The organism is Paenibacillus pseudetheri (assembly GCF_924513355.1).
Classification (GTDB): Bacteria; Bacillota; Bacilli; order Paenibacillales; family Paenibacillaceae; genus Paenibacillus_AQ; species Paenibacillus_AQ pseudetheri.
In genome coordinates, this window is record NZ_CAKMAB010000054.1 from 1 (window position 1) to 14,516 (window position 14,516).

12 protein-coding genes, 3 pseudogenes and 1 riboswitch are annotated in these 14,516 nt (G+C 43.5%); of the genes and pseudogenes, 14 read left to right on the forward strand and 1 reads right to left on the reverse strand.

Going from position 1 to position 14,516, the window contains the following annotated elements:
• The 13 genes and pseudogenes from L1028_RS28105 to L1028_RS28165 form a co-directional block, all read left to right on the forward strand.
• A partial coding sequence (locus L1028_RS28105; RefSeq protein WP_234541270.1) for a transposase occupies positions 1 to 635 on the forward strand: 635 nt, incomplete at its 5' end.
• Between the two features lie 253 nt (positions 636 to 888).
• Positions 889 to 3,552, forward strand: a complete 2,664-nt coding sequence (locus tag L1028_RS28110; RefSeq protein WP_234541272.1) for a copper amine oxidase N-terminal domain-containing protein — start codon at positions 889 to 891, stop codon at positions 3,550 to 3,552.
• Between the two features lie 243 nt (positions 3,553 to 3,795).
• The gene (locus L1028_RS28115; protein WP_234541292.1) at positions 3,796 to 4,722 is read left to right on the forward strand and encodes an EamA family transporter; all 927 of its coding nucleotides are present in this window, start codon (positions 3,796 to 3,798) and stop codon (positions 4,720 to 4,722) included.
• A gap of 159 nt (positions 4,723 to 4,881) precedes the next feature.
• A pseudogene (locus L1028_RS28120) lies at positions 4,882 to 5,553 on the forward strand (isocitrate lyase/PEP mutase family protein); the annotation flags it as partial.
• Positions 5,527 to 5,724, forward strand: a pseudogene (locus L1028_RS31790) (Ada metal-binding domain-containing protein); the annotation flags it as partial. The pseudogenes L1028_RS28120 and L1028_RS31790, both read left to right, overlap by 27 nt.
• Before the next feature lies 1 nt (position 5,725).
• Complete coding sequence (locus L1028_RS28130; protein ID WP_234541273.1) at positions 5,726 to 6,550, forward strand: beta-xylosidase family glycoside hydrolase; 825 nt, start codon at positions 5,726 to 5,728, stop codon at positions 6,548 to 6,550.
• A 105-nt stretch (positions 6,551 to 6,655) separates the two neighbouring features.
• Positions 6,656 to 7,614 (forward strand): annotated as a pseudogene (locus tag L1028_RS28135) (endo-1,4-beta-xylanase).
• Positions 7,615 to 7,722: 108 nt separating this feature from the next.
• Positions 7,723 to 8,517: a Nif3-like dinuclear metal center hexameric protein gene (locus L1028_RS28140; protein ID WP_234541274.1), complete on the forward strand. Its 795-nt coding sequence runs from the start codon at positions 7,723 to 7,725 to the stop codon at positions 8,515 to 8,517.
• Positions 8,518 to 8,643: 126 nt separating this feature from the next.
• Entirely contained in the window at positions 8,644 to 8,787 is a 144-nt protein-coding gene (locus L1028_RS28145; RefSeq protein ID WP_234541275.1) for a hypothetical protein, read from the forward strand.
• Between the two features lie 165 nt (positions 8,788 to 8,952).
• Positions 8,953 to 9,139, forward strand: a riboswitch (cyclic di-AMP (ydaO/yuaA leader).
• Positions 9,140 to 9,245: 106 nt separating this feature from the next.
• Positions 9,246 to 10,055, forward strand: a complete 810-nt coding sequence (locus L1028_RS28150; RefSeq protein ID WP_234541276.1) for an alpha/beta fold hydrolase — start codon at positions 9,246 to 9,248, stop codon at positions 10,053 to 10,055.
• Between the two features lie 194 nt (positions 10,056 to 10,249).
• Positions 10,250 to 11,308, forward strand: coding sequence for a selenide, water dikinase SelD (gene selD / locus L1028_RS28155; RefSeq protein ID WP_234541293.1), 1,059 nt, complete (start codon positions 10,250 to 10,252; stop codon positions 11,306 to 11,308).
• A gap of 57 nt (positions 11,309 to 11,365) precedes the next feature.
• Positions 11,366 to 12,403 carry a tRNA 2-selenouridine(34) synthase MnmH gene (gene mnmH, locus L1028_RS28160; protein WP_234541277.1) on the forward strand — a complete coding sequence of 346 codons (1,038 nt, stop codon included), beginning with the start codon at positions 11,366 to 11,368 and terminating at the stop codon, positions 12,401 to 12,403.
• Positions 12,404 to 12,454: 51 nt separating this feature from the next.
• A complete protein-coding gene (locus L1028_RS28165) occupies positions 12,455 to 13,567 on the forward strand; it encodes a cysteine desulfurase family protein (RefSeq protein ID WP_234541278.1) in 1,113 nt (370 codons plus the stop codon).
• A 97-nt stretch (positions 13,568 to 13,664) separates the two neighbouring features.
• Here the strand turns inward: L1028_RS28165 and L1028_RS28170 are convergent, their stop codons facing one another.
• A complete protein-coding gene (locus L1028_RS28170; protein ID WP_234541294.1) occupies positions 13,665 to 14,141 on the reverse strand; it encodes a hypothetical protein in 477 nt (158 codons plus the stop codon).
• Here L1028_RS28170 and L1028_RS28175 point away from each other — a divergent pair.
• Positions 14,140 to 14,478: an MATE family efflux transporter gene (locus tag L1028_RS28175; RefSeq protein ID WP_341482590.1), complete on the forward strand. Its 339-nt coding sequence runs from the start codon at positions 14,140 to 14,142 to the stop codon at positions 14,476 to 14,478. The two genes, L1028_RS28170 and L1028_RS28175, sit on opposite strands and share 2 nt — an antisense overlap.
• The last annotated feature ends 38 nt before the right edge of the window (positions 14,479 to 14,516 follow it).

A 14,516-nucleotide genomic window follows, 5' to 3' on the forward strand; every position in this document is an offset into this window, starting at 1 on the left:
ACGTAACGCCCGGAAATGTTCATGATTCCGTGCCCTATTTGTCGCGTTTAGATCGCCAGCAAGCACGTTTTGGGTTTGCCGTTGAGGCTGTTGCACTTGATTCAGGATATTTGACTACACCTATTTGTCGAGGGCTACAAAGTCGAAAGATCTTTGCCGTGATTGCTCACCGGAGGTTTCATCCCAAGCAAGGCTTGTTTCCAAAGTGGAAGTTTACCTTTGATCCCGAACGTAATCTGTATGTTTGTCCAGCGAGTCATGAATTGAAATACCGAACCACAGACCGCAAAGGTTACCGGCAGTATGCTTCCGATCCGGAGCATTGCAAAAGTTGCCCGTTACTGGATCAATGTACACAGTCCCGAAATCACCGGAAGGTGGTAACCCGGCACGTTTGGGAGGACAGTAAAGATTGGGTCCGGAATAACCGGCTCAGCAAGTCTGGCAAGCAGCTGTACCGCAAACGAAAAGAAACGATTGAGCGAAGCTTCGCGGATGCTAAAGAGCTCCATGGGTTTCGCTATTGCCGTTTGCGCGGACTCCGTAACGTCAGGGAGCAAGCACTGATGACGGCAGTCGTGCAGAATATGAAGAAGATGGCGATCCACCTGGATCGCTTGGAGAAGCAGGGGTAATCCCCCTATTTTCCCGATTTTATAGCTACCTAAACATGAAAAGAAACCCAAGATCTTAAAATGACCTGGGTTTCTCGACACTCTGAGGAAAGAGCACACCGCTCTTTCCTTTTTCTTTTCTAAGAGGGGTATAGAGGATGGAGAGGATTATAGATTATTTTTTTGTAACCTATAAATCATGAAACTTATATATAGTTAGAAGCGTCAGATGAGTAGGTAAAAAATGTATTCGTCATTCCAGGAGGGTGAATCTGTGAAGAAGTTATGGATTTCAATTTTAGTAGTTTTAGTAGTCTTTCCGATGATGTTTCAATCCTCTGTAAAGGCTGCTACTCCGATCAGTATTATTATTGACGGGGTTCGATTGTCTACAGATCAAGCACCGGTGATGGTGAATGGGCGGACGATGGTGCCACTGCGGGCTATTTTTGAAGCCTTTAATGCTACCATCAAGTGGAATCAAAAAGCACAAACTGTAACTGCAACTAAAGATAACACAACGATTATGTTAAAGATTGGATCCAAGACAGCCACAATTAACAATAAGGCTGTAACGCTAGACGTGCCTGGTTTGAATCTGAAGGGGAGAACGATGGTTCCAACAAGGTTCGTCAGTGAAGCACTGGGCCATGAAGTGGGATGGAACCCCAAGACGCAAGTTGTAACTATAACGACTTCAGCCTCGAACGTTGGAAATGCAGGGCCAGTATCCAACGTAGCAGCGCAGGATGTCAGTGATTTCGGTGATGGTCGTGATCTTCAGGTTAGCTTCACTCGAGCGGCAAATGAGTCACTAGTAGATCATTACCGTGTTTTGATTGTGAAATCAGGGAATATTCTCAATTTGTCGTCCGCACAAACGATAGCCTCTTACAATTACTCTACTGTATTACCAACAGGTACTAATCCTTCGATTAAATTGACTTCTGCTTCGAGGACTGTTGATGGTGATTTAATTAAGAGTGATCAAGCGTATGTGGCTTATGTCTTGACCGTTGGCAAAGGAAGTAATGCCAGTGCACTTTCTAGTGGGTCCTCCACTATGACACTAGTGAATAAGACTGTAGCAGCAATAAGTAATGTACAAGTAAATGATATAAGTGATTATGGAGATGGAAGAGATTTATCGGTAAGCTTTAATAAGCTGTCAGATGAGTCAAAGATAAGTTCTTATCGGATATTCGTTGTCAAAGCTACTAATTATTCAAATTTTAATTTAGCGACAGCAAATAATGTGTCCAGTGCTAATTACACGCTTGTCGGCAAGACGGGTAATAATATTAGCCAAATTTTATCCTCAGGAGCCAGAGATGTGGACGGAGCTCTTGTTAAAACAGGTGTCAGCTACAGAGTGTTTGTCATGGCGATTGACAGCAGTAATGCAGCTAATCATGTGTTGTCTTCTGTTTCATCTGCAATTACGCTGTCCAACATAGGGGTTTCTAACTTAAATGTTAGCGACGTTAACAACTATAATGATGGCCGAGATTTGAAGGTATCATTTACTCATGCGACGGACGAAACCTATATTAGCCAGTATCGTATCCTGGTAGTTCCGACGTCATATTACAGTAGCTTTAGTTTAGCCGAAGCGAATAATGTATCAAGTAGTTACTATACAGCAGTGAGTACAACAGGTACTACAACCAATCAAGTATTGACTTCGTCAACCAGAGACGTACGTGGAGCTTTGATAAAGAATGGAGTCAACTATAAAGTATATATCTTATCTATTGGAAGTGGCAGTAATACTGGAGGCAATGTACTTTCGTCACCTTCATCGGTCATTACGTTGTTGAATGATTCTAGTGTGAGTATCGTCTCAAACTTGAGTGTCAGTGACGTTAACGACTATGGTGATGGCCGAGATTTGAGAGTGTCCTTCACTCATCCAACGGACGAAACCTATATTAGCCAGTATCGGATTATGGTAGTACCAACATCCTATTACAGTAGCTTTAGTTTAGCTGAAGCGAATAATGTATCAAGTAGCAACTATACATCGGTGAGTACATCTGGGTCTTCTACCAGTCAAGTATTGAATTCGTCAACTAGAGACGTTCTCGGAGCTTCGATAAAGAATGGAACTAGCTATAGAGTATATGTGTTATCCATCGGAAGCGGGATTTATTGGGATTCGAATGTGCTCTCTTCCGCTTCATCGGTTATTACTTTGTTGAATGATTCTAGCGTGAAAGCCATTACAAACTTGAGTGTTAGCGATGTGAATGACTATGGCGATGGCCGGGATTTGAAAGTGTCGTTTAGCCATGCCACAGATGAAACGTACATCAACCAATACCGGATTATGGTGGTACCTACGTCAGATTACAGTAGCTTTAGCCTGTCTGATGCAAATAATGTATCCAGTGCTAATTACACCTCGGTAAGTACATCAGGCAGCAGTACCAGTCAAGTATTAGATTCTTCCGCCAGAGACGTACGTGGTAATTTAATAAAGGCTGGAATTAGTTATAAAGTGTATGTATTATCTGTCGGCAACGGAAATTATGCGGGTCCAAATGCAATATCCGGGGAATCATCAGCCATTACGTTATCTACGACTAAGAGCCCAGTGATCTCTGTAACCAATGTAACTTATAAAGAGGACAATGGCAGAATCCTGATTAGTTTCGTAAAATCAGCCAATGAGTCCAATATTTCAGAATATCGAGTATTGGTGGTTCCTTCTAAACAAGGGTTTGGTTCTGCGGATGCTATTGAGGTGAGATCCTCGTATTATACGTCTGTAACCCCTAACGGGACGAATCCTTCAATATTCACTGCGACAAGGGATGTTAACGGAGATTCAATTGTTAAAGGTGTCAAATATAAGGTGTATGTTCTTGCTGTAGCCAATAATAGCGGTGTACAGAATGGTGGTCTTTCAAATTCAACAGAAGAGTTTGAAATATAGCCGAAATAAAGTTATTGTAAACATTTCAAGTTGACACCCTGTGTGATTTATCATATTATAATTCGTATTGTTATAAGTAAATAAACCAAACTCTATCCAGTGGATGGAGTGGCGGAATTTTGTCAAAGATGTATTCTTTGGTTTCAGTCGCCCCTTGTCATTTCGATGACAAGGGGCTTTATTATGTGATTTGGACGGTTCAATAGGGCGGTTCAATAGAAAGGAAAGAAAATTAAGATGAATATGAAGTTACTCAAATATGCTTTACTAGTATTTATAGGAGCATGTAGTTATGGATCGCTGTCTACGATCGTCAAGCTTGGAATGAACGATGGCTTTAGAATGCAGCAACTGGTCGGGTCGCAATACTTTTTTGGGTGGTGCATGCTGCTCTTGTTAGTTGTATTATTTTCCCGAAAAAAACTCGGGTTAAAGATAGGTGCTTCGTTGTTAGGCGCAGGGATTACCATAAGTATGACGGGTATTTTCTATGGGTTTGCCGTTGAACAATTACCTGCTTCGATTGCGATCGTTCTCTTATTCCAATTTACTTGGATTGGTGTGATTCTGGAGGCTGTTGTAGATAGAAAATGGCCTAGTCGAGAGAAAATAATTTCAATGGTTATCCTTTTGATAGGAACCATATTAGCTGGGGGGATTCTAGAACCTAGTGTAGGCGAAATGACTATGAGTGGTATTGTTTTCGGTTTGATGTCTGCGGTGTCGTTTGCCTTTTATATTTTTGTTAGTGGAAGAGTGGCTACGCAGGTACCTGCTGTGAATAAAAGCTTGTATATGACTACAAGCGCAATGATTATTATTATGGTTGTTTTTTCGCCTTCCTTTATTTATGACGGAGCGCTTACAGATGGACTTTGGAAGTATGGTCTTCCTTTAGGGTTGCTTGGGATAGTTATTCCTGTGCTTTTCTTTTCTATTGGTGTTCCTAAACTGGGATCAGGTTTGGGAACGATTCTTGGAGCGGCGGAGTTGCCGGCAGCTGTAGTAGCCTCCGTGTTAGTCCTGCAAGAAGAAGTATCCCTGCTGCGCTGGGTTGGAATTTTCGTTGTTCTGATCGGAATTGCTGCACCACAAATCATACCGATGCGAACAGGGGAAAAGTCACCTAAACCATCCTCCAAACAATCACTCCGTAAGGTAGAACTTTAAACTGTATACTAACACCGATGGTATGATCAGGTCCTTATAGGATGAGATCATCAATCGGTGTTTTTTTTTGCGAAAAAAGATTGGTGTTAATTTTTCTGGTATGGCGAATCATTGTCTATTATATAGTGGTGCTATTCTATTTAATGGAGATGACCACTCATGAACAGAAATGACTATGACTATTTTAAATCTTTGCACGATCAAGAAAATCCGCTAATGCTGTATAACTGCTGGGATGTAGCTTCGGCTAATGCGATAGAAAAAGCAGGTTCAAAGGCTATTGCCACAAGCAGCTTCGCTATGGCGGACGCATGGGGGTATTCAGATGGTGAACAGCTCTCATTTGAGCAGCTACTGTGGTCTGTTTCGAGAATAGCAGAACATGTATCTGTGCCATTGACGGTAGATATTGAGGGTGGGTATGCTGTAAATGAAGAGTCCTTAGCCAATAACATAGAACAATTATTCCAACTAGATATATGTGGGATCAATTTCGAGGATCAAAAGGTGAATCATCCGAATGATGAATTATGGGCAATAGAGGAACAAAGTCATCGTATTCGAACTATACACCAAGTGGCAGCTAAACTTCAAAAGAGTGTGTTTATTAACGCCAGAACCGATCTCTTTTTCAAAAATGGGAAGCATTCTTTGGATTTAGTGAATGAAGCAATAGAGCGTACCAGTGCTTACGCTGCTGCTGGAGCGGATGGGATTTTTATACCGGGACTCACCGATCGAAACTTGATTGAATATTTTGTGCAGCAGTCACCACTGCCTGTAAATGTTATGGTAATGGATGGTATGATTTCAAATGTTGAATTGCAAGAGCTTGGCGTAAAAATAACAGGTATTATGTGCAGGCCAACTTGCCCCGCTAAAAAGCCTTATAAAGAAAATTGCGAGTTTTTCGCAACAGCCAAAGAAGCTTTGTTAGCGTCATATAGACCTTGTAAAAGATGCCAGCCTTTGTCTAATCCCACGAAAAAATCCCATTCAGTACTTGGGTCATGCCGATTTAATCGAGGACCAGAACGGGGATTGGTGGGCCGTATTTCTTGGCGTAAGACTAGTGGAATCCAAGTATACGGTGCTAGGAAGAGAAACTTTTCTTGCTCCTGTAAAGTGGAATGAAGACGGATGGCCGATGATTGATAATAATGAAGATATTGTGGGATTGGAAATGAAGGTGCCGCGGGTTCCCGGTTCCTCTCCTAAACCTGCTTCTAGCGGAAGATATGACTTTGATAACGATGTATTGCCTTTATCATTAGCCTTTCTTCGGAATCCCGCTGAAGCAAGCTGGTCTTTAGATGAACGTCCGGGATGGCTATCTCTTCGGGGTCAACCTGAAGGTCTTAATGATATCGGGCAAGTGGCTTTTATAGGAAGAAGACAGCAGCATACTTCAGCAGAATGGAGCACATTCCTGGAGTTTAATCCTAGTGCGGACGGTGAAGAGGCTGGACTTTGTGCTAGATTGGATGAGCGTGCACATTATGAGGTTGGATTGGTACAAAAAGATGGTCACAGAGTCATTGCAGCACAATTAACCATTGATGGAATAACCCGTATAGAAGCAGAAGTGCCAACTATAGCTGAGCAAATTTATCTGAAAATACAGGCAGATCTTACCGAATACACCTTATCGTTCTCCTTGAATGGGCAGGATTGGAATAAGCTATCTACAGCGGCATCTTACCCATTATCTCCTCAAGCTGTAAAAGGAAACGGATTTACTGGTGTCCTTATTGGCTTATATGCGACAGGTCATGGCAAAGTGGCTGAGGTACCTGCCTACTTTGATTGGTTCGATTATCGTTCATAATGTTTCGAATACGGAATATAAATACGTTTGGTAGGAGGAAGATTGTTGAGACAAGCTAGTGATTTTATAGAGCCTGCACTAAAGAAGGTATTCGCAGAGGATTTTATGATTGGCGCAGCCGTTAACCCATTGACGATACAATCACAGGAACACTTACTCGCCTATCATTTCAATAGTATTACCGCTGAGAATGAGATGAAGTTTGAAAGTCTCCATCCACTTGAGGATATTTATAACTTTGGGGTGTCAGACCAGCTGGTTGCCTTCGCACGGGAACATCATATGGCGATGCGCGGACATACCCTAATCTGGCACAATCAGACTACGGACTGGCTGTTTGAGGATAAGGACGGAGGACCTGTAAGCAAAGAGATTCTGCTTACACGAGTTAAATCACATATTCAGACCGTTGTAGGACGCTATAAGGGAGAAATTTATGCTTGGGATGTTGTAAACGAGGTAATCGCTGATGAGGGAGAAGAACTTCTTCGCCAGTCGAAGTGGCTCGACATTGTGGGCCCAGACTTTATCACCAAAGCGTTTGAATTTGCGCATGAAGCCGATCCAAAGGCATTGTTGTTCTACAATGACTATAACGAATCCCATCCATTAAAGCGTGACAAAATCTATAAACTGGTGAAGTCGCTATTGGAACAAGGCGTGCCAATCCATGGCGTCGGATTGCAAGCACACTGGAATTTATACGATCCTAGTCTGGATGATATTCGTCAGCGATCGAAAAATATGCATCCTTAGGACTTCAGCTCCAATTGACTGAGCTGGATGTATCCATGTTCCGTTTCGATGACAGACGAATGGATTTAAAGGTAGCGCCTACTGATCTCCTCGAGCTGCAGGCAGATAGATACGAAGCGATGTTCACACTGCTGAGAGAATACCGCGACGTCATTAGTTCAGTCACGTTCTGGGGAGCCGCAGATGACTATACCTGGCTGGATGATTTCCCTGTTCGTGGTCGGAAGAACTGGCCGTTCCTATTCGATGAAGGGCATAAGCCGAAGCCAGCTTTCCACCGGATTATCGGCTCTGCCACGAAATCATAGAGCGTATTGTTCGCTTGAAAGTGAACTAAACCCGTCCTTATATCGATTAAGGGCGGGTTATTTTTACGTTGATAGATTAATAGAATAGATCTCAAAGGGAGGATTAAAGTGAGCGTGACAATTAGAACGATTCTGGAAGATTTAATGGGAACTATGGAACAGATAGATGAGACTGTGGATACTCTTAAGCCGGGGAATCCAGAAACGGTGATTACAGGGATGATTACGGCATTCTCTGCTACGCAATATGTTGTGGAACGAGCGGTTGCTATGAACGCCAATTTGTTGATCACACATGAAGGTGTGTTTTACAGTCATCATGAGACAAGCGAGTGGTTAGAGGGTGACCCTGTTTATCTCGCGAAACGGAGTTTAATCGAGCGTTCTGAACTGGCTATTTTTCGTTATCATGATTATTGGCATCGGCATCAACCGGATGGGATCATGGTGGGTTTGCTGCGAGAACTTGGGTGGTCAGCCTATGTGGATGAGCAGCAAGCAACTGCTTCAATCCTAACGATTCCTGCCATGACAGTAAGTGAAGCTGCCGAGTATATCAAAAGAAAGCTAAGCATCTCCTATGTACGTGTTGCTGGGGACCTATCCCAGACATGCAGACATGTGGGGATATTAGTAGGTTACAGAGGAGGTGGGACGATGGCTATTCCTCTTTTTAATCAGCACCATCTTGATTTGATTATTGCTGGCGAGGGACCGGAGTGGGAAACCCCGGAATATGTGAGGGATGCAGTGCATCAAGGTAGATCGAATGCGCTGATCATGTTAGGTCATGCGGAGAGTGAAGCCCCGGGGATGAAATATTTGGCTGAAGTTCTGGCAGAGAAATACCCGATGATTTCTACCTGTTTCATTGCAGAACAACCGATTTATCAGCTGGTATAATCCGTCGAAATCAAAGTCGAAGGCAAAAACAAGTGAAGCAAAGCGATCCTGATCTTATGAGAAGTGCGCTGTTCTTTTTTCCAAGCTGGGAGCTTGCATTGAAAAACGCCGATCTGTTAAAGCCATATGATTGAATATAGAAGCCGACTCGTTCAGGGATTGATCTCTGAAGGCCACTCGGTTTTCTTGAAATATAAGATTTATATGCTGCGCAACTATGAATATCCTTATATTTTTACGAGAACGGTTATCGTCTGTAAAGGACGATAACCGTTTCTTCTTAATAAACCGAGTAAACAAGAGCAAAAGAAAGAGAAAACGAAGTGTATGCTCAATATGAAATGAAAAGCATGGCTTTCAACATTATTTTGCCCACGGCTCAACTTTACAAGAAACCTTACACGGAGTATGATTCATCACATAACTGACAATTACATAAGAAGTCCGCTTAATTTCCGTTAAGGAAAGCGGGGGAACCAACAACTGGGAACCAGTGTAACAATCGGTACTAGTTATGGGGTGAATCCTGTTCCAGGTGCATAGTAATGCATCCATGCAGGTAGGGCAACTCTCACTGCCCGAATCCGACAGCTAACCTCGTAAGCGTATGGAGAGAGGATGAATGGCGTATTTGATGATGAATAGCCACAGAGAATCCCTCTGTGGTTTTTTGCTGCGTTCATAAGCACATATAGATGTAGAACCTATCTATGAAAGAGGTGTTAACTTTGCCTATTGCTAAACTGAATGGAACTTCGCTCTATTACGAAATCAATGGAACAGGGACTCCGGTTGTGTTTATCCATGGACATGGATTAACACATAGTATGTTCAAGCCGCAATTGGAATATTTTTCTGATAAATATAAAGTGATTCTGTGCGATTTACGGGGGAATGGCAAATCAGGTGAATTGCTGCAGGCTCCAAACGAAATTATTGAAACTCAATGCCTAGATATAATTATGTTATTGAATGATCTGGGCATTTGTGAGGCTGTTTTTGTTGGGAGTGCCTATGGCGGGCTCGTCGTTCAACATATTGCGAAACAATATCCTGAACGAGTAAAAGCGATTGTTGTCGCGGATAGCTTTTGTAGAAGTCAGGCGTCAACGATAATCGGTAAAATCCAGCTTCTGGCTGCATATTGTAGTTGGTTAATGTATTACGCCCCAAGTGAGCTTGTATTGCCTTCGATTCGTATGATGTATAGGGAACGCTGGAACCTGGCTTATAACGAGATTAGAAGAGGACTTCTCGATAAACGTCCACGGGAATTGTACCGGCAAAGGCTGGCTACGAGCCATGTGGATTACACTAGATGCTTAAAGTCTTTTAAGCGTCCGGCGTTATGTATTGTCGGTGACTTTAGTGAATTTGGAGTTAACTGTATGAAGGAAATGGTGTCTCAACTGCCACATGCTCAGTTAGTGATTATTCCTAACGCATTAGATCCTAGTAATCTGTGTCAGCCGGAGAAATTTAATGCTATACTTCAGCGGTTTTTGGAGAAACAGCAGGAGGCTCAGCAGATTAGTTAATTTTAGTGGAGGAAGCATTGGAGCTTGCATATTCTTATATGGACGGGTAGGGTTTAAGTGAGGGGCGTCTCATAGCCGGGGAGTATGAACTGGCTACGGGGCGTTCTTTTGTATATTTGTATTTTGTGCAATACTGTCTACTGATGTAAGATTAAAGGTATTCGACATTAACTATCTAAAGGAGCTGAGTCATGATGTCTCAAGCCGAAACTATAAAATTGACCTCATTATCTTCAAAAGGGGGCTGCGGCTGCAAAATCGGTCCCGCTGATCTCATGCAGGTTATTCGCAGTCTGCCACCAACCGTTCCTAACCCGGATCTACTTGTAGGTCTGGATACTAGTGATGACGCTGGGGTATATCGATTAAGTGATGATCTAGCGTTAGTGCAGACTGTTGATTTTTTCACGCCGATCGTGGACGACCCTTATTCCTTTGGGCAAATTGCAGCAGCTAATGCGTTAAGTGATATTTATGCTATGGGCGGTAAGCCGCTTACGGTGCTTAATATTGTGGCCTTCCCTATTTCTGTTCTGGACAAAAGCATTCTCGGTGACATTTTGCGCGGTGCAGCAGATAAAGTGCAGGAAGCAGGAGCAACGCTTGTGGGCGGACATTCCATCGACGATAAAGAGCCTAAATTTGGATTGGCTGTTACAGGCCTTGTGCATCCGGACAAAGTAAGAACGAATGCAGGTGCGCAGGTAGGAGACAAACTGATTCTAACGAAGCCTATCGGTGTAGGTATCTTAACAACATCCATTAAAAAGGATCAGCTATCCCCTGAAGAAACTGTGCGCCTTACGACAGTCATGTCTACACTGAATAAAAAAGCGGCTGAAATCATGGAGCCCTATGATGTACATGCTTGTACAGATGTTACCGGATTTGGACTGCTGGGACACGCCTCGGAAATGGCAAAAGGGAGCAATCACGGATTGATTATTCGTCAAGGGGATGTACCGATGCTGCCAAGAGTAAGAGAGCTCGCGGAGCAGGGCTTTGTTCCAGGCGGCACTAAGAATAACTTTGCCCATTTGGAGGGCAGTATTCTTTATCCGGAAGAAATGGACCAACTAAGCCGCTATATTCTGTGTGATGCTGTGACTTCCGGAGGATTGCTGATCTCTGTTGCCCCTGAACAAAGTGAGGATTTGCTGAAAGAGTTAGTAGATGCAGGTGTAGAAGCGGCATTGATCGGAGAAGTAACGGAAGAACATCCGGGTCAGATTGCAGTTATAGCTGTGCAATAACGCTGGAGTTCAGCTTAGAGGCGACCTAAGAAGTTAGCCACCAGAGGAGAGAGCGCATTGTTTCAGGATATTACACTGGAAGAACTAAGAGTGTTAAAGAATAAGAAGCAGATTACCGTTATCGACGTTCGATCTCCTTCAGAATATAAAGATTCGACATTGCCGGAGAGCCTGAATATTCCTTTTTTTGACGATGAGGAACGAGCTGAAGTAGGTACATTGTATAAACAGACAAGTGTGCAGGCTGCGAAAGAACGCGGTTTGGAGATTGCTGCGGCGAAGCTGCCTTCTTTTGTCAAAGAATTTGCTGCGATTCAAGGGGACAAGGCTGTATTCTGCTGGAGGGGAGGTATGCGCAGCCGTACAACTGCGACCGTACTTTCTTTAATGGATATTCACGCTTACCGACTGATTGGCGGCTATAAAGCTTACCGTAAATGGGTACTTGATGAACTGGAGTCCTATGAATTCAAGGCGAAGCCTTATGTGATTCACGGGAATACGGGTACAGGTAAAACCAACCTGCTACACCGCCTAAAGGCACAAGGCTATCCTGTTCTCGATTTGGAAGGAATGGCGGGTCATCGCGGTTCTATCTTTGGCGAGATCGGACTTCATGCAAACAATCAGAAAACGTTCGATAGTCTTCTTTTGGAGGAATTAATTAAGCTTGGGGATGCTCCTTATGTACTGTTTGAAGCGGAAAGCAAAAAGATTGGTAAGGTCGTAATGCCCCCATTCATGGCTGAGCAGAAAGAGATTGGGACACAGATTTGGATTGAGATGCCACTACAAGCCAGAGTTCAGCAAATCCTTGAGGATTACAGACCAGAAGAATATAAAGAACAGTGCATTTCAGCATTTCGAAGTATCAAATCCCGAATTCATATCCCCATTGCGGCGGAAATCGAGCGGTGCTTGCAAGCTGATTTGTTCGGAGAGGCTGTGGCGCTGCTGCTAGAATACTACTATGATCCTAAATACGATTATACGTCTACTCAGTATGAAGGCATTGAGAGAGTTACCTTTAAGGTGAATAATTTGGATGAAGCTGAGGCTGCGGTGCGCTCTTTTTTAAGTAATCAGAAGGTATAAGCTTTATGTATCGTAAAGTATGAGGGGTTTAGAGGAGGCTCGGCGTAACAAATGATCTATTTAGACTATAACGCTACAACACCTGTAGATAAGGAAGTAGCAGAGGTTATGATTCCTTATCTTTATGGTCATTTTGGGAATCCTTCTAGCAGTCATTCTTTGGGACAAGAAGCTAAACTCGGAATCGAGCGTGCAAGAACACAGGTGGCTAATTTCCTGAATTGTGCGCCGGGCGAGGTGCTTTTTACAAGCGGGGGCAGCGAGTCGAATAATACTGTCATTAAGGGAGTTGCCCAAACGTATCGACATAAAGGCAATCACATTATCCTGTCTACTGTGGAGCATCCTGCGGTGATTAAGCCGTGTCAGTATCTGGAGCAGTTGGGCTATACGATTACTTATGTACCTGTTGACACGTATGGAATGGTGCAGGTAGACGATGTGAAAAAGCAGCTTACAGATCAAACCATACTTGTCTCCATTATGCACTCTAACAACGAAACGGGCACGATTCAGCCGATCAAAGAAATAGCCGAGGTTTGCCACGAACGGGGTGTCCTTGTACATACCGATGCTTCGCAGTCCGCTGGAAAGGTAGAGCTTGATGTGGCTGAGTTAGGGGTGGATTTTCTAACGTTGGCAGGCCATAAATTATATGCGCCAAAAGGGATTGGAGCATTGTACATCCGAGAGGGTATTCACATCGAACCATTAATTCACGGAGCGGGGCATGAGCAGGGGAGACGGGCAGGCACCGAAAACACACCTTATATTATTGGATTAGGAAAAGCCTGTGAGCTTGCTTCGGACTCCGCTTCCAGAGAGAATGTGAAAGAAGTTGCTGATTATTTCTATGATAGATTGCAGGAGACTTTTGGTGATAGAATTCACCTGAATGGTCATAGGCATAAGCGATTGCCCAACACGCTTAATGTTAGTTTTCTTGGAGCGGTGGGTCACGAACTGATCGCTTCGCTAGAAGATGTGGCTGCCTCAACAGGCTCAGCTTGTCATTCTGGAGAAACATTGATTTCACCTGTTCTAAAGGCAATGAATGTCTCAGCAAGTATTGGGCAGGGAGCGGTTCGTTTTAGTGTGGGACGGTATACGACTAAAGAGGAAATCGATAAGGTTATGGGTAAGCTGAAGAACAGCGGCTTCTAAATCCGAAAGATTAGAAAGCTAATGCATCATTAATTTTCAACAAAAGTATCTGTCACTCCTTTGGTGGGAGGGCAGATGCTTTTGTTTGTGTTAGTGATTATACAATAGTAAAGCCTGCACTTGCATAACCAGTGACTGTATTTACAAGGGTAAGACCTGTAGCAGTGGCTGAGAATACCATAAGAAGACGTGTCTGTGGTGTTACAGCGAAATTGATACCATTCGTAATTCCGCTGACAAAAGTTCCTAAAATAATAGTACCGGTAATAGATGGAAGTGGTACTATTGCGCCTGGAATAGGAGTAAATGTGTTATTTGATGTGGCGGATTGGTACAATTGCGCCATCGCCGGCTGCACCAGTAACGCCCGGTAGTTCGTCAGATTATTTACTAATTGCTGGTGGAGCAACAGGTGCGACTGGAGTGCAAGGATCTCAAGGAGCACAAGGGATACAGGGACCGACAGGTGCTCAGGCACGGCCGGGCTTGCTGGACCGACGGAAAAACTATAAGGTTGATGCAAACCGCTATTATGCACGCTGTATATCGGCTTGGCCATTGTATCAGCGAACATGTTACTGCTATTTCTTTTCGGCAGGAATCTGCTAGGTTATTTCACTTCCGACCCGCGGATTATTACGATTGGGATTTCCCTACTGGCCCTGAAACTCCTACTGCAACCTTGCAAAATGCTGAACATGGGAATGGGTAATGCGCTGAACGCCATCGGCGATACCCGTTATACGATGTATACTTCTATCGTGTCTATGTCCATTATTGGAGTGGGATGTTCTTACTGGTTTGGAATCAGCTTAGGCTGGGGGCTCACAGGGATCTACTGCTGTATGATTGCTGATGAATTTTTACGGGGGATGCTTGTTCTAATGCGCTGGAGAGGGAGGAAAGTTTGAGATAACCTCTTTTTTCTGCGAATATTTAGGATTAATTT

Bases quoted from the DNA above. Each gene is read 5' to 3' on its own strand.
- L1028_RS28115 (WP_234541292.1), top strand. From the start codon at position 3,796: ATGAAGTTACTCAAATATGCTTTACTAGTATTTATAGGAGCATGTAGT.
- L1028_RS28145 (WP_234541275.1), top strand. From the start codon at position 8,644: ATGATTGAATATAGAAGCCGACTCGTTCAGGGATTGATCTCTGAAGGC.
- selD (WP_234541293.1), top strand. From the start codon at position 10,250: ATGTCTCAAGCCGAAACTATAAAATTGACCTCATTATCTTCAAAAGGG.
- L1028_RS28165 (WP_234541278.1), top strand. From the start codon at position 12,455: ATGATCTATTTAGACTATAACGCTACAACACCTGTAGATAAGGAAGTA.
- L1028_RS28175 (WP_341482590.1), top strand. From the start codon at position 14,140: ATGTTACTGCTATTTCTTTTCGGCAGGAATCTGCTAGGTTATTTCACT.
- L1028_RS28170 (WP_234541294.1), bottom strand. From the start codon at position 14,141: ATGTTCGCTGATACAATGGCCAAGCCGATATACAGCGTGCATAATAGC.